The 16156-nt window shown below is 56.3% G+C and carries 14 protein-coding genes; 6 read left to right on the top strand and 8 right to left on the bottom strand.

Annotation, left to right across the window (positions count from 1 at the left end):
- Positions 1-175: 175 nt before the first annotated feature.
- Positions 176-1648, top strand: a complete 1473-nt coding sequence (locus CWM66_RS25190; protein ID WP_107147539.1) for a PLP-dependent aminotransferase family protein — start codon at positions 176-178, stop codon at positions 1646-1648.
- A 24-nt stretch (positions 1649-1672) separates the two neighbouring features.
- Here CWM66_RS25190 and CWM66_RS25185 read toward each other — a convergent pair whose 3' ends face one another.
- Genes CWM66_RS25185 through CWM66_RS25155 form a run of 7 tightly spaced genes read right to left on the bottom strand, consistent with a single transcriptional unit; the run spans position 1673 to position 9697 of the window.
- The gene (locus tag CWM66_RS25185) at positions 1673-2941 is read right to left on the bottom strand and encodes a Zn-dependent hydrolase (protein ID WP_090396365.1); all 1269 of its coding nucleotides are present in this window, start codon (positions 2939-2941) and stop codon (positions 1673-1675) included.
- A 1-nt stretch (position 2942) separates the two neighbouring features.
- Positions 2943-4112, bottom strand: a complete 1170-nt coding sequence (locus CWM66_RS25180; RefSeq protein ID WP_107147537.1) for an amidase — start codon at positions 4110-4112, stop codon at positions 2943-2945.
- A gap of 15 nt (positions 4113-4127) precedes the next feature.
- Positions 4128-5138 carry an ABC transporter ATP-binding protein gene (locus CWM66_RS25175; protein WP_107147535.1) on the bottom strand — a complete coding sequence of 337 codons (1011 nt, stop codon included), beginning with the start codon at positions 5136-5138 and terminating at the stop codon, positions 4128-4130.
- Positions 5128-6171: an ABC transporter ATP-binding protein gene (locus CWM66_RS25170; RefSeq protein ID WP_007370934.1), complete on the bottom strand. Its 1044-nt coding sequence runs from the start codon at positions 6169-6171 to the stop codon at positions 5128-5130. Before CWM66_RS25170 ends, CWM66_RS25175 begins: the two co-directional genes overlap by 11 nt.
- Positions 6172-6175: 4 nt before the next feature.
- The gene (locus CWM66_RS25165) at positions 6176-7069 is read right to left on the bottom strand and encodes an ABC transporter permease (protein ID WP_071921148.1); all 894 of its coding nucleotides are present in this window, start codon (positions 7067-7069) and stop codon (positions 6176-6178) included.
- A 2-nt stretch (positions 7070-7071) separates the two neighbouring features.
- Positions 7072-8025, bottom strand: a complete 954-nt coding sequence (locus tag CWM66_RS25160) for an ABC transporter permease (RefSeq protein WP_007370932.1) — start codon at positions 8023-8025, stop codon at positions 7072-7074.
- Between the two features lie 13 nt (positions 8026-8038).
- Positions 8039-9697 carry an ABC transporter substrate-binding protein gene (locus tag CWM66_RS25155; RefSeq protein ID WP_071921149.1) on the bottom strand — a complete coding sequence of 553 codons (1659 nt, stop codon included), beginning with the start codon at positions 9695-9697 and terminating at the stop codon, positions 8039-8041.
- Positions 9698-10088: 391 nt separating this feature from the next.
- Between CWM66_RS25155 and CWM66_RS25150 the strand changes: the two genes are divergently transcribed.
- From CWM66_RS25150 to CWM66_RS25130, 5 genes are all read left to right on the top strand, one after another.
- Positions 10089-11207: a YbdK family carboxylate-amine ligase gene (locus CWM66_RS25150; protein WP_007370930.1), complete on the top strand. Its 1119-nt coding sequence runs from the start codon at positions 10089-10091 to the stop codon at positions 11205-11207.
- A 209-nt stretch (positions 11208-11416) separates the two neighbouring features.
- The gene (locus tag CWM66_RS25145) at positions 11417-13324 is read left to right on the top strand and encodes a methyl-accepting chemotaxis protein (protein WP_199200064.1); all 1908 of its coding nucleotides are present in this window, start codon (positions 11417-11419) and stop codon (positions 13322-13324) included.
- Positions 13325-13398: 74 nt separating this feature from the next.
- A complete protein-coding gene (locus tag CWM66_RS25140) occupies positions 13399-13641 on the top strand; it encodes a DUF1158 domain-containing protein (protein WP_007370928.1) in 243 nt (80 codons plus the stop codon).
- Positions 13642-13840: 199 nt separating this feature from the next.
- Positions 13841-14050 carry a DUF1471 domain-containing protein gene (locus tag CWM66_RS25135; protein ID WP_007370927.1) on the top strand — a complete coding sequence of 70 codons (210 nt, stop codon included), beginning with the start codon at positions 13841-13843 and terminating at the stop codon, positions 14048-14050.
- 128 nt (positions 14051-14178) lie between these two features.
- A complete protein-coding gene (locus CWM66_RS25130; RefSeq protein WP_071921151.1) occupies positions 14179-14778 on the top strand; it encodes a nitroreductase family protein in 600 nt (199 codons plus the stop codon).
- A gap of 80 nt (positions 14779-14858) precedes the next feature.
- Here CWM66_RS25130 and CWM66_RS25125 read toward each other — a convergent pair.
- The coding region (locus tag CWM66_RS25125) for a hypothetical protein (protein ID WP_233218426.1) at positions 14859-16156 on the bottom strand (1298 nt) is incomplete at its 5' end.

Here is a 16156-nt window from a genome sequence, read left to right as displayed (position 1 = left end):
CAAGATATATGCCGAAACAGGAACTCGCCCGACGTTTTGTGACTGCGTTTTTACAATAGGGAGGCAAAGTCGCTTCTGAATAGAGCCAGTTTTTGCAAATGGATGTGTCAGTTTGCCGGAATCTGGTATGAAACTTGCTCAACTCCTGTAGAAGATATATCGAGAGGAGTGCAGCATGATTCGCCATCTACTGAACGTAAATTTTGATGCCCGGCGTGGACTTCAGGAGCAAGTTCGCGAATCGCTGGTCAATGCCATTCTGAGCGGTATTTTCCCGGCTGATACCCCTCTCCCTTCCTGCCGACAGCTCGCCAGCCAGCTTGGCGTCTCGCGCAATACCACGGCGCTGGTGTTTGAAAGCCTGGTCAACGAGGGCTACCTGGTTAGCCGCCCGCGCAGTGGTTACTACCTGCATCCGGATTATTACTCCGCTGGCCCGGCGAGTGGGCAGAGTGTCGCGGCTGCACCCGAATGCGAGGGCGATGCACCACGATGGGGCAATCGCCTGAAAATTACCCCCAGCCAGCAGGAGTCGATTCTCAAACCCGCCGGCTGGATGCACTACCGCTACCCGTTTATCTACGGCCAGCCCGATACCCAGCAGTTTCCCCTCGCCACCTGGCGCGCGGCGGCGAACTGGCTGCATGGCGGCGTGCGCGATCCGGCCTGGGTGATTGACCATATCGACCAGGATGTGCCGATGCTGGTTGAGCAGATCCGCACACGCGTGCTGCCCAAACGCGGCATTGTCGCCGCGCCGGATGAGATTCTGATTACCCTTGGCTCGCAAAATGCGCTCTACCTGCTGACGCGCCTGCTGATGTCTGAGGAAACCCGCGTGGCGGTGGAAAACCCCAGTTTTCGCGAAGCCATCAACACCTTTTTATTAAGCGATACGCAGATTGTGCCGCACCCGGTAGACAGCGAAGGGCTGGTGCTCGATGAAACGCCCTGCGACTACTACTACGTGACGCCGGGCCATCAGGTACCGACCGGGGTGACGATGAGCAAAGCGCGGCGCACGCAGTTGCTGGAATACGCCACCCGCCACGATGCGGTGGTGATTGAAGATGATTACGACTCGGAAAGTAACTTTATGCAGAACCCGCTGCCCGCGCTGAAAGCCAGCGATCGCAGCGGACGGGTAATCTACGTCAGCAGCCTGTCGAAAGCGCTGTCGCCGGGGCTGCGCCTTGGATTTATGGTTGCTGCGCCGGAGATTATTGATGAGGCGCGCGCGCTGCGCCGTCTGGTGTATCGCCATCCGCCGACCAATATTCAGTATCAGATGGCGCATTTCCTCTCTCAGGGGCACTACGAAACCCATTTGCGCCGCTACCACGAGGATTCCGCTCGCCGCTGGGACAGCTTGTACAATGCACTGCGCACCTTTTTACCGGAGTGCCAGATGATGGACGGCAGCGAGCATGCCAACGCGTTCTGGCTGCGCACGCCGGAGCATATCAGCACACAGCAACTGACCTGGCGGGCCGCGCATGCGGGCGTACTGATTGAACCTGGCGCGCGCCATTTTCTCAATGCCGCGCCGCCGGATAACTTCTTCCGCATGGGCTTTCACGCCATTAACCCGCAGGCCATTGCCCCCGGTGTGGAAGTCCTGCGCGGGCAGCTTGAGCAGTTCTGCTAAACCGCCCCAATGAGGGCGGTTTTCTCACTGTGCTTTCGCGTACTCCATCATCACCTGCAGCAGCACATTCGCTCCGGCAGTAACATGTTCCGGCGAGGCATACTCAATTTCGTTATGGCTGATGCCGTCTTTGCAGGGAATAAAGATCATTCCGGTCGGCGCAAGGTAACTCATATAAACCGCATCGTGACCAGCGCCAGAGACAATCGGGCGTGACGGATAACCAAGCTGCTGCGCCGCGCGGCCAATCGCCTGCTGGCACTGCGCGTCAAACGGCGCGGCCGGATAATGGCTGACCTGCTCCAGCGTGACGCCCAGCCCCGTTTCCTGAGCCACGTTGGCGGTAAAAGCGCGCAGTTGCGCGTCCATCTCATCGACAGCGGCATCGCTGATGTTGCGCATATCCACGGAGAATTTCACTTCGCCTGGCACCACGTTGCGGCTGTTCGGGTGCACCTGCACCATACCTACCGTACCGCGCCCCTGCTCGCTGCGCCCGGCAATCGCCACCACTTCCTGCATAATGCGCGTCGCCACCTGCAACGCATCCTGCCGCAGGTGCATCGGCGTTGGCCCGGCGTGGGATTCCATCCCCGTGACGGTGCAGTCATACCAGCGGATGCCCAGTACGCCCTGCACCACACCGATCACTTTGTCCTCTTCTTCCAGAATCGGCCCCTGTTCAATATGCGCTTCAAAGTAGGCTGCCAGCGGATGATTACCCGGTGTCTGCTCGCCAATGTAGCCAATCTTCTCCAGCTCTTGCCGCACGGTTTTGCCTTCGGCATCGGTGGCGGCGTAGATTTTCTCCAGCGGGAAAACGCCAGCAAAAACACCAGAACCCATCATCACTGGCACAAAACGCGAGCCTTCTTCATTGGTCCAGAACACCACTTCCAGCGGATGTTCGGTTTCAATCTGCAAATCATTGAGCGTGCGCACTACTTCCAGCGCCGCCAGCACGCCAAAGTTACCGTCGAATTTTCCGCCGGTCGGTTGCGTGTCGATATGGCTGCCCGCCACAATCGGCGGCAGGTTCGGGTTGCGCCCTTCGCGGCGCATAAACACGTTGCCGATTTTATCGATGGTGATACTCAGCCCGGCGGCTTTGCCCCAGCCAATCACCAAATCGCGCCCCTGCCGGTCGAGATCGGTTAACGTCAGGCGACAGCAACCACCTTTTGGCGTCGCGCCGATTTTCGCCAGTTCCATCAGAGAATCCCATAACCGCTCGCCGTTAACCCGGCAGTCGCTCAGCGTCAGCGCGTGGCTGTGCAAAACTTCGCTTGTCATCTTATTTCTCCTGCATAAAGGTGGTGGCCATCGACACCAGCAGCGCATCGCTGCCGCACGGGCCGATGAGTGAAATCCCCAGCGGCGCGCCGTCAATCGTCGTCACCGGAATATTGACCTGCGGGCGACGGGTCAACACCGCGATCAGCAACAGGTCGTGCGAGATGCGCCGCGTGGCTTCGATCTCTTCTGGCGCGGCCGTTAATAATGGTGCCGCATCCGGCACGGTTGGCAGCAACAGAATGCGATCGCCCAGTTGCGTCTGCCACCAGGCCGTAAAGGCTTCGCGAAGCTGGCACGCCGCAGCGAATTCCGCCTCCGTGACCGCTTTGCCGTACGCAAAGCGCTCCGCCACATCCGGCCCCAGTTGCATGCCCAGTCTTTCAATGTTGTGTCCCTGTGATTGCCAGGCTTCATAGCCCTGAATCTGGCGAAACGCGGTGTAAACGGCTTCGCGCTCCGGCAGCGGCGCATCCAGCAAGGCGATCTCACCAAAGTGCTGCGCGAGTTTTTCCCGTACCGGCAACAGCGCCTGCTGGCTATGCGGCGGGAGCGCGGCAAACAGCGCTTCATGGCAGGCCAGTTCGATCTGCGCAGGCGTGAAGGTGTCGTCACCGAGCAGGCAACTGGCCGCTGCGCTAAAGGCCTGCGGCGTGCGGGCGAAGAACCCACAGGTGTCCATGGTGGCACACAGCGGCTGGCAGCCTGCCAGCGAAATGCGCCCGTGGGTTGGGCGCAGACCAAACAGGCCGCAATAGCTGGCAGGCGTGCGTACCGAACCGCCAGTGTCGGTACCGAGCGCAATATCACACAGACCATTGGAGACCGCCGAGGCCGAGCCGGACGACGAGCCGCCAGGAATGCGCAGCGGTGCCGCGCCATTGCGTGGCGTACCGTAATGGATGTTATGGCCGCTCATCGAATAGGCCAGTTCGCTGGTGTGGGTTTTGCCAACAAACCGCGCCCCGCCGTCCAGCAGCATTTGCACGGCGGGCGCAGTGGTGGTCTTGATGCCCGAGGCGGCAAGCACGTGCGGGTTGCCGCCGCCGGTGGGATAGCCTGCGACATCAAACAGATCTTTTGCGGCAAACGTCAGGCCGCTCAGCGGGCCGCTTTCCGCCTGTGGCACTGCGATGAAGGGATAAGGCATAAAAGCCCGTGGGTCCTGCATGTTACCTCCCCGGTTTCAGGCGAATGCCTGCTGTGGTGTGATGTCGGTTGTCAGTTCGCGCCAGCGGTGGCAACTGACCACATGGCGTTCAGCGACCTGTTCCGTAACGGGTTGTTGCTGGTGACAGGCAGACTGCGCGTGAGGACAACGAGCGGCAAAGGCGCACCCCGGCGGCAGAGCGGCCAGATCCGGCGGCGAACCGGGAATGCAGTGCAGCACATCGCCCTTTTTCAGCCCCTCTTTCGGGCGGCTGCCGAGCAGTACGCGGGTGTAGGGATGGCGCGGCTGCGCGAGGATATCGGCAATCGGCGCTTCCTCCACGATGCGCCCGGCGTACATCACTGCCACCCGATCGGCGATCTCCACCGCCGCACCAATGTCGTGAGTGACGAAGATAATCGACAAATCGCGCAGTTTTTGCTGCTCGCGCAATAGGATCAGGATCTGGATTTGCACGGTGGCATCCAGCGCGGTGGTCGGTTCATCGGCCAGCAGCAGTTCCGGGTTGCAGGAGAGCGCCAGCGCAATCATCGCCCTCTGGCGCATGCCGCCAGACATCTCGTGCGGATAGGCCTCAAGACGACGCTCCGGGCTGGGAATACGCACCTGGCGCAACGCCTCCAGCGCCCGCGCTTTCGCATCATTGCGCGACAGCCCTTCGTGACGCTGCAAACCTTCCACAATTTGTTGGCCGATGGTGTAAACCGGGTCAAACGCCAGCAGCGGCTCCTGGAAAATCATCGCGCAGATTTTCCCGCGATAGTGGCGCAACTGGCGGCTGTTCATCGCCAGCACCGCTGCACCGCCGACATTCATCGTGCCGCTAAGCCGGCTGCTCTGCGGCGGATGCAGGCGCATCAAGGCCCGCAGGGTGACGCTTTTACCGGAGCCGGATTCGCCAATCAGCGCCATCACTTCGCCTTTGCGGACATCAAACGAAACACCGTTGACCGCATTGACGGTCTGCCCGTCACGGCGAAACTCGACGCGAAGATCGCGAATATGGACGAACGCTTCATGCGACATCACTCACCTCCTGTAGCGGAATATCCCGGTGCCAGGGCGAATCCGGCTGCGCCATCAGGCAGGCACTTTGATGCGCCTCGCCGACCAGCGCCAGTTGCGGTTTCACCTGCGAACAGACCGCTTTGGCGTGCGGGCAGCGGGTGTGAAAACGGCAGCCCGCAGGCGGTGAAATGGGGCTTGGCGGATCGCCGGAAAGCGGTGAAACCTCGGTGCGGTTATGCGGGTCCATCGACGGCATCGAGCTGAGTAACGCGCGGGTATAAGGGTGTGCGGAAGCGGTAAACAGCGCTTCCGATGGGCCAATTTCCACCACTTCGCCGAGGTACATCACCAGAATGCGATCCGACAACCAACGCACCACGTGCAGATCGTGGCTGATAAACACATAGGTAAGATCGAGGGTGCGTTTTAACTCCTGCAACAGTTGCAGCACCTGCGCTTCCACGGATTTATCCAGCGCGGAAACCGCTTCGTCGAGGATCACCAGCCGGGGTTTCATTGCCAGCGCGCGGGCAATATTGACGCGCTGGCGCTGACCGCCGGATAAAGCGTGCGGATAGCGATGCGCAAACCGCGCAGGCTCCAGCCCGACGTGCGCCAGCAGATAGCGGGCATATTCATTGGCCTCTTTGCGGCTGATGCCATGTACCTGCTGGCCAAAGGCGATGCTCTCTTCCATGGTCATACGCGGGTTCAGCGAGGCGTAACTGTCCTGAAACACCATCTGCACCTGGCGACGATAGGCTTTCAGCGGCAAGCGCGACGAACCAACAGCCTCGCCATCAAACACCAGTTCGCCGCTGTCCTGCGTCAGCAGTTGCATCAGTAACCGGGCGGTGGTTGATTTCCCGCAGCCGGACTCCCCCACCACGCCGAGAGTTTCCCCTTTGTGCACTTCGAAGCTGACGTTATCCACCGCCTGCACCACGTCATGGCCTTTACGCACGCCGAGGTGAAAATGCTTCAGCAGATTGTTCACCCGCAGCAGCGGCTGCGCCGGGCCGCCAATATCGACATTGATAAAAGGTTGCATGCTGTTACTCCTTGATCGCCATGGCGGCGCGCAGACGATCCGCCAGAACGTTAAACGAGATGGAGGTGATAAAAATCATCATCCCCGGCAGCGCCGCCACCCACGGCTGGGTATAAATGGCGGTGCGCAGCGTGTTGAGCATCAATCCCCATTCCGGTTCCGGCGGACGCACGCCAAGGCCGAGAAACGACAAGCCGGAGGCGAGGATCATGCAGACGGAAATCAGGCCGGTAGAGAAGACGAAAATCGGCCCCAGCACATTGCCCAGCACCTGCACACGAATAATGGTGAACGCACTGGCACCGGTGGCGCGGGCAGCATCGATATAATCCATATGTCGCACCTGCGCGGTAACGCTTTCGGCGATACGCGCCACTTGCGGCACAAACACCAGCGTCAGCGAAAGCAGCGCATTGCCAATGCCAGCGCCCATCGCGCCGGAGAGCGCAATCGCCAGCAACACCGATGGAAAGGCGTAGAAAATATCTATGGTGCGCATGATCAGGGTGTTGGTTTTCCCGCCGGCATAACCGGCGATAATCCCGATGGCGCCGCCGATAAAAAAGGCGAATACCACCGGCACAATCCCCATAAACAACGACAGGCGTGTCCCCAGGATCAGGCGTGAGAGCATGTCGCGCCCCAGTTCATCGGAACCGAGCGGGAATCCCTCGGTGCCGATCGGTTTCAGGCGCAGAAACATTGAGGTCTGGTAAGGATCTTTGAGGATCAGCCACGGCCCGAACAGTGCCATCAGCAGCAACAGCAGAATAATGCTTCCGACTACCATGCCCGTTGGATCGCGCAATAACCGCGCGCCCACACCGCGCCAGTAGCCCTGCGTCGCCGCAACCGGCGCGGCGGCAACGTTGATTTTTGGCGTTACGCTATCCACCATCGTTAGCTCCTCTTAATGCGCGGATCGAGAGAGGTTTGCAGCACATCCACCAGCAGATTGAGCAGCACGAAGAACAGCGCCAGCACCCATATCGTCCCCTGCAAGAGCGGCAGGTCGCGCTGAAAGATGGCGGTATTGAGCAGCAACCCGGTGCCGGGCCATGAAAAGACCGTTTCGACCAGAATCGAGCCGCCCATCAGGTAGCCAACCTGCAAGCCCATGACCGCCAGCGCGGTCGGCGCGGCGTTTTTCACCACATGCAGAAAGATGCGTGATTCATTGAGGCCGCGTGCGCGCAGCCCGACGATGAACTCCTGGCTCAGGATATCCGCCACCTGCGAACGCACGGTACGGGCGATAATGCCGGTGGGGATCACCGACAGCGTGACGGCGGGCAGCAGCATAAATTGCAGATGCGCCCAGTCCCACTGCCAGCCGGTTTCGCCAATCGGCCCGCCGCCGGTCGCGGGCAGTAGCGCAAACTTGACGCAGAAAACAATCACCAGCAGCATGCCGAGCCAGTAGTGCGGCACGCTGACGCCGAAGACCGATAGCAGCGAGGCCACGCGATCGATAATGCTGTTGCGAAAGTAGCCCGCGACAAAACCAAACAGGCTACCGAGCACAAAGCCAATCAGCGTTGCCAGCAGCGCAAGGCGCAATGAGTACGTGACGGCAGTCATCACCTCACTCATTACCGGACGACCGGTAGCGATCGACATACCCAGATCGCCATGCAGCGCCCGCCACAGCCAGTGCACAAACTGCACCGGCAGCGGTTTGTCAAAACCGTAGGCCTGCATCAGCGTCTGGCGCATCGCTTCGGACGCATCCGGCGGCATCACCGATACCAGCGGATCGCCCGGCGCGATTTGCACCAGCAGAAAACAGATTACCGCTACCCCTAACATGGTCGGAATAGCCAGCAAAACGCGGTAAAAAAGTGTGCTGATCATGGCCCCTCCTCGGTTACTCTTTCTTGCTCACCAGACTTAAATCAATAAACCAGCTCTGCGGTTGCACCACGCCGGTCACGGCCGGGGAGATGGCGCGCGGGCCAACGTCGTGCGCCACAAACAGGAACGGCACCTGATCCACCAGCGCGGCATGCAGCTCACCGGCGGCTTTATCCATCTCGGCCGGGGTGAAAGCGTGTTTGACGGCGGCCGCCAGTTTTTCGGTTTCCGGCGAGGTGAAGTAACCCCAGTTGGTGGCGGTAGGCGGGAAGGCTTTTGCGGTAGAGAAGCGGATCATGCCGAAGTACGGGTCGGTCACCGCAGCGCTGACGTTGATGGCGTTAACCCCCTGTGCGGACGGATCTTTCGCTCCTAAACGCCAGTTGGTGAACAGCGTGTTCCACTCGTTGACCTTGATATCGACGTTGAAGTAGCAGCTTTTCAGGCTCTGCTGGATGTATTCATTCATCGGCAGCGGCTGCATCTGGCCGGAACCCGAGGCGGACGTCGCCACGGTAACGTGCAGCGGTTTGCTTTCGCTGTAGCCTGCTTCGGTCATCAACTTACGCGCGGTATCGGGATCGTATTTGATCTGGAATGTCGGTTTGCCGCGCCACGGGTTGCCCTCTTCATACACTCCGGTCGCTTCGGACATATAACCGCCGAGATAGCTTTTCAGCTCGGAACGGTTGAGGCAGAGGTTGGCGGCTTTGCGCACACGAATGTCGCGCCACGGCGAACCTTCCAGGAATGAGAACTGCCACGGCCAGAGGTGCGGCTGGGTGTTGGAGTAGATTTTAAAACCCTGCGCTTTGATCTGATCGACCGCATCCGGTGCTGGCGCTTCAATCCAGTCCACCTGTTTCGACAGCAGCGCGGCGGTGCGGGCGTTAGCTTCCGGTAGCGGGATCAGCACCACTTTATCGACGCGCGGAATGCGGTCTTTATTCCAGTAATCTGGGTTCTTATCGAGGATTAACTGCTGGCGCGGCACCAGTTTTTCCAGCTTGAATGGCCCGCTGCCGACGGCCTGCGAGGCAAAGGTGGTCCACGCTTGTTTGCTGCGTGCGGCGGTATCGCCTGTCGAAGCCGGAACCGCGTCATAAATTTTCTGCCACGCCGTCGGCGAGACAATAAACAGGTTAGTGATGTTGTACGGCAGCAGTGCATCCGGCTCTGAGGTGGTGAGCGCGACCGTGTGATCGTCAATTTTTTCAGCGCCGGTCAGCGTCGGCATACGCGACAACGTGTTGCCGATTTGCCCCGGCGCATATTGCGGCGCGGCTTTATCCAGCACTTTACCCACGTTCCAGACAATGGCGTCGGCATTCACTTCCGTGCCGTCGTGAAACTTCACGCCAGGGCGCAGCGTGAAGATCCAGCGGCTCTGGTTTTGCGGATCAACATGCCATTCGGTTGCCAGCCCTGGCACCAGCCCGCTCGGTTTTTCGCCTTGCGACAGATCCCACTCCACCAGCGAGTCATATAACGGAATACCGGTAAAGCGATTGCCTTCAAAACCCTGGTCAGGCTGGCCCAGCGTTAACGGGATATCCGCTGCGGTCATGGCGATACGCAATGTTGAGGCCTGCGCCTGTAATCCCCCTGCCAGCGCCAGTGCGCCAATCGCGGCCGCAATACGGTGTTTACGCCAAAAAGATTGATTAAGCATCACAGTGTCCCTGTTAAATAAATGAGACATTTAATAGGCAAGATACATACCAGCCGAATAAACAAGAATTTATCGCATTCAGACGCAGAAAATATCAGAAACGGTTATTACTCAGGGCATTATGCGGTGTTACGGATAACAGCTTTATATAGTTCGCGGCAGTAAGCGCACCCATTTCGGGAAAAATGTTGCAAAAATGCACCATTAAATCGGGAGAATGGTGGTTTCATAGCGATATTATTTTCCTGTGCGACTATTTATTAAATCTTTTCATGATCATGCATAAATCATAAGTAATCACTGTAGTGCGGATAACGTGCGTGGCGGCAAAAGAGGAAGGATCAGTCATTCACTTCCATAATAATGGAAACTCATTTCATAAGGGATGACTATGCCACTAGCCGATTTTCATGTTTCGGATCCGCTGACCCTCGGTATTGAAGTGGAATTACAGGTGGTTAACCCGCCGGGCTACGATTTAAGCCAGGACTCATCCCGGCTGATAGACGCGATGAAAAGCCAGGTGACTGGTGGCGAAGTGAAGCACGATATCACCGAAAGTATGCTGGAGATCGCCACCGGCGTCTGCCGCGACATCCATCAGGCGGCTCACCAGTTTTCCGCCATGCAGCAGATAATTTTGCAAACCGCGGCCGCTCACCACGTACAGATTTGCGGCGGCGGCACGCATCCGTTCCAGAAATGGCAGCGCCAGTTGGTGTGTGAGGATGAGCGCTATGCCCGCACGGTGGAGATGTTCGGTTATCTGATGCAGCAGGCAACAGTGTTTGGCCAGCATGTGCACGTCGGCTGCGCGAATGGCGACGACGCCATCTATTTGCTGCATGGCCTTTCCCGCTTTGTCCCGCACTTTATTGCGCTCAGCGCCGCTTCTCCCTACAGCCAGGGCTCCGACACCCGCTACGCCTCGTCGCGCCTCAATCTTTTCTCCGCCTTTCCGGATAATGGCCCGATGCCGTGGGTGGCAAACTGGCAGGAGTTTACCGGTCTGTTTCGCCGCTTAAGCTACACCTCAATGATTGAGAGCATTAAAGATCTGCACTGGGATATTCGCCCCAGCCCCAATTTTGGCACGGTTGAAGTGCGGGTGATGGACACGCCACTGACGCTTTCCCACGCCATTAATATTGCCGGACTTATTCAGGCAGTGTCGCACTGGCTGCTGGCCGAGCGCCCCTTTAAGCACCAGCCGCAGGATTACCTGCTGTATAAGTTCAACCGTTTCCAGGCGTGTCGTTACGGCCTGGACGGGATTATTACTGACGTTCACAGCGGCGAGCAGCACACCATTGCCGAGGATCTCACGCGTCTGCTGGAAAAAATCGCGCCGTGGGCCGACAGGCTCCATGCCGGTAGCGCACTGGATGAACTGGCAGCGCGAGTCAAACGCGGCAAGAATGAGGCGCAACTGATGCGCGATTTTGTAGCGGATGGCGGCTCATTAATTGGCCTGGTGCAGAAACATGCCGAAATTTGGGCGGCAGGATAATCAGAATTTACTCAATCGATAATTTTAGCGCAGCTTAATGCTTTGCTGCGCTAAAATATATTTTCAGTGTTACTTACAAAATAGTAATCATAAAGTGGTAGAACCCCCTGTCGGAATTGATAAATATCAACAAGCCTCGTGTTAAAAATAAAGAATGCCTCTTTATCCCCGATAAGCCATATAAGTTAAAGCCAACCTGAGGCATCGGTATGAGATGGATTTATCGTTTATCAATGAAATTGAAATTATTGCTGGCACTTTTTCCTTTATTGTTTGCACTCATAGGGTTAGCGTCTAACGGCATCCTGAGTCGTCTTGAAACAGGCCAGCAAATGCGCACCATTATGAACTTAACATTGCTGGCAAAATATGCCGGAAGCGTTATTCATGAATTGCAAAAAGAACGTGGATTGAGCGCCGGATATTTAGGCAGCAAAGGCCAACAATTCTCCGCTGAATTAAACGTTCAATATCCACACTCTTCGAAAGCCATTACGCAATTAACTGAAGCGCTTAAACAATTTCCTCTCCAGCAAGCGAATAACGATATTCGTCACGCGCTGGAACAATTTCAGCAGCATCAGCAGGGAATCGACGCGTTTCGTCAGCAAATTCGCGGGCAGAGCGTAACCGGTACCGAATCCCTGGCGTGGTACAGCGCAATGATTAACGACCTGCTGAATGTCGTTGGTGGGATCAGCCAGTTGACCGATAACGGGGCGATCGTCAACCAACTGGCGGCCTATTACAGCATCCTGAATGCCAAAGAGCAGACCGGCATCGAGCGCGCGCTGATGTCGAACGTCTTCTCCGCCGATCGCTTTACCGACGGCCAGTTTCGCCAGTTGAATGAAACGGTAGGCAAGCAACTATCGTGGTTCGCGGCGGCGCAGGCCTTCAATACGCCAGCAGTGAATGAAAAACTGGCCGCACAGTTGCAGGCACCGCAGGCGACGCACGCCCTTGAAATGCGCCAGCAGGCGATTGACCATGCGGCAAGCGGCAGTTTTGGCGTGGCTCCCGCAGACTGGTTCACCGCTCAGACGGCGCGGATTAATGCACTCAAAACGGTGGAGGATTCAGCCTCCGATACGCTACTCGCCACGGCGCAGTCGCTGGCGGACAGCGCCTGGCGCGGGGTAATTATCTTTGCGCTGGTTAGCGTCGCGGCACTGGTGGTGGCGCTGTTCTTCGCCCTGCTGGTCGCCAGCAGCATTCACCGTCAGTTGCATCACTCTCTGGCAACCATCGAAGGGATGGATGGCGATCTGACTCAGCGCCTCGACGTGCCCGGTAGCGATGAGCTGTCGCTGCTTAATCGCGCTTATAACCAGGCCATTGAGAACATTCAGCATATTGTCAGCGAGATAAAACAGGGCGCTGCCGTGCTGCGCAGCGCCAGCGCAGACATTGCCGATGGCAATCAGGATCTGGCTTCGCGTACCGATGAGCAGGCCGCATCGCTGGTTGAAACGGCCGCCAGTATGGAGCAGATTGCCACGGCGGTGAATCTGACGGCAGATAATGCCATTGAAGCGAAAAGGCTGACCGAAGAGATGGAGCAGCAGGTGCAGGAAGCGAGTCGCGTGGCGGCAGAAGCCAGCAGCAGTATGCTCGCCATTCGCGGTTCCAGCGAGCAGATCTCCAGCATTGTCAGTTCCATCGACGAGATCTCTTTCCAGACCAACCTGCTGGCGCTGAATGCGGCGGTAGAAGCCGCCCGCGCCGGGGAACTGGGCAAGGGCTTTGCGGTGGTAGCCTCCGAGGTGCGTAATCTGTCGCAGCGCTGCGCCAGCGATGCCCGGCAGATCCGCGAATTAATAAGCAGGAACATGGAGCAGATCGAGCAGGGCGTGACGCTGGTGCAGGCATCCGACCGGGCGTTGCAGTCGGCGAAAGCCAATACCGGCCAGATGCTGGCGTTTGTCAGCGATATCGCCCATGCGGCAGGCGAGCAGTCACTCGGCGTCTCGCAGGTGCATGAAGCGCTGAACCAACTGGAGCAGGTGACCCAGCAAAACGCCGGGCTGGTGGCCAGCGCCGCCAGCGCCAGCCAGATGCTGGATCAACAATCACAAACCATGACGACGCTGGTCGATCGCTTCGTGGTGGCGTGATCCGTCATACGGGGAACGTTGCGCTGCGGCGTGCTTTCCCCGACAATGCTTTTTTTCACCGATGATTAACGCTTATGAAACACCCGCTCGAATCGCTGGTTACGCTGGCAGGAATCCTGTTGATGGCTTTTATCTCTGTCCTGCTGCTGCCCGCGCCATCACTGGGCCTGCAACTGGCGCAAAGTCTGATGCAGCGCTTTCATCTGCTGGATTTGAACCAGCTTTATACTCTGCTCTACTGCCTGTGGTTTTTACTGCTTGGCTGCATTGAGTTTTTCGTACTGCGTTTTATCTGGCGGCGCTGGTTCGCCGTCTGAGTATGTTTGCTCCCTCTCCCTGCCCTGTCTGCGGCAGGGTATCGCTACGCTTTTAGCGCAGAATTAATTCCATAGTTGTTCTAATTATTTGAACGTTATCCGCAAATAGTTCAGCTTTTTCTTCGTATTCATCAGGCATATGATTTATCACATCAGGGCAACACAGCCCTCCCAAACAAAATGATGCAGGAATACGACCATGAAATTCATCAAAACTTTCGTTGCAGTTGCCGCACTGTCCGCCCTCTCTTTCGGTTCTTTTGCCCAGAGCATCAGCGCCAGTGCATCGACGCTCTCCGCCGCTGAAGCCAAAATTGCTGCACAGGCGGAAAAAGCCAATGCGTCTTACAAAATCACCAGCGCACGTGCTGACAACGGCGTGTATATGACTGCTGAACTGACGAAATAAATTACCCAGCCGGAATAACAAACAGGATAAGGCGAGCCATGAACCCGTTGCAGAAACTTTTTAGCGCTTTGTTCCCGCAGGCCGCAAATAGCGACACCACGGAATTACCATCAACTTCAGGAGCCGTTATGTCAGACAATTTTCTTGCTTTAGCGAAACAGCGCAGAACCATTTATGCCCTTGGTAAAGATCTGCCGGTTGCAGAAGAGGTTGTTATCGAGACCATTAAAGAAGCCATTCGCCAGGCACCTTCTGCGTTTAACTCTCAGAGTTCTCGTGCGTTGATTCTGTTAGGTAAAGAGCATGCGAAGTTCTGGGAACTGACCCGCGAGCAGTTGAGAAAAATTGTTCCGGAAGAGAGTTTCAAAGCGACATCCGACAAACTGGATGGTTTTGCCGCCGCTGCGGGTTCGGTGCTGTTCTTTGAAGATCAGGACGTGGTGAAAGGGTTGCAGGAGCAGTTCGCTGCCTACGCCGATAACTTCCCTGTCTGGTCAGAACACAGTACCGGTATCGCCCAATACGCCGTCTGGCTGGCGCTGGCGGAAAAAGGTATTGGTGCTAACCTTCAGCACTACAACCCGCTCGTTGATGCTGACGTGCAGAGCAGCTGGAATATTCCGGCGAACTGGAAACTGCGCGGCCATATGAACTTTGGTTCCATCGTGGCTCCGGCGGGCGAAAAAGCCTTTATGGACGATGACAAACGTTTTGTCGTTGCCCGCTAAGCATTCCTGAAACCACCCCGGTAAAGGTGAAATCCCCCGCTCGTTGGCGACAATGCGCGGGGATTTCTTTTTTGGCGGGTTTACTGCGTCTGGGCATCAAAAACCAGTGTTACCGACCCCTTCCACGTTGAGCCTGGCGCTTTTACCATCGTTTCCACCGCAGGCCTGAGCACGCGAAAATCAACGTGCGAACGACGATATGTAATAAAAGCACCCGGCGGATCAATAACTGCCCCATTGGCAGCCGAAGTAAGCCGCAGGTTATTGACATCGGTGCCATTGCTTTTAAATCCAGGGAGTGTCAGCCTCACTTCCACAGGTACTTTCTCGTTGGTTTGCGTATTCTCTATACCACAATTCTGGTTACCGCCATCAATACCGCACTGCATCTTGACGGTAAATTTCGAGGATGAAGAGACAATAAAAGGCACCTCTTTACTCAATGACTGGGGTATATGACCGCCATTCATCCACGGCTCCCAGCCTCCCTGTGCGCCCAGCAGGACATTTTCGCTGCCCGGTGCGAATTTAATAAAAAATGCATGTTCAACGGTCGCTTTTAAGTGGATTCTAATTTCATTATCAAAAGTCGCATCGGCATGGAAATCAAGGTCACCATTATCTCCAATCGTATAAATAAGGTCACCTTCGTATGTTCCCGCTAAAATATTTAACGGTTTCGGAGTGATAGTTAACAGATATCCTATACTGACCTGGTCAATATTAACCTTACCCTGAAATCCTGTATTATTCATTTTCCTGTAACAGGTCAACTTCGTGCTTTGTAGCATTCTCCAACCCAAGCGGTACCAGTTTTCATCCATTGCAGTGCTATTTCCATCACACCCTCCCAAAGGGGCCGTTCCTAAGCCACTCAATGCATCACTCAATATACCGTTATTGGCATCCAGACGATTAATTGTCGCACCAAACATCGCGAACCGGAAAACTGCACTTATGCTGTTGCCAGTTTTCGTATCGGTTAAGGTTACTGTTCGCGCAGTACTATCAAATGTAAATGATGGATGATGTTTATTCAGATCGGGGGATAAATAATCCAGATATTTTTCTGCCCAAACGCCAGAAACAGCAAAACTTTTCTCATTACTCGCGCAATTGTATCTGACGCAATATCCTGAAACGGGAGTGGTATTGGTAAATTGATTATTTTGCGGCTTGCTGATGTCTGCCGCAAATTCTGCTGTGATATCCACCGTGGCGGCCTGTACCACAAAGGGAAATTGAAGAAAAAAACAGAAAATTACTCGAATAATAGTTTTGCAGTTTTGCAGTTTTGCAGTTTTGCAGTTTTGCAGTTTTGCAGTTTTGCAGTTTTGCAGTTTTGCAGTTTTGCAGTTTTGCAGTTTTGCAGTTTTGC

Source organism: Kosakonia sp. H7A, from assembly GCF_003028445.1.
Classification (GTDB): Bacteria; Pseudomonadota; Gammaproteobacteria; order Enterobacterales; family Enterobacteriaceae; genus Kosakonia; species Kosakonia radicincitans.
Note: the sequence above shows the minus strand (reverse complement) of the source record. Positions and strands in the feature narration are given on the sequence as shown.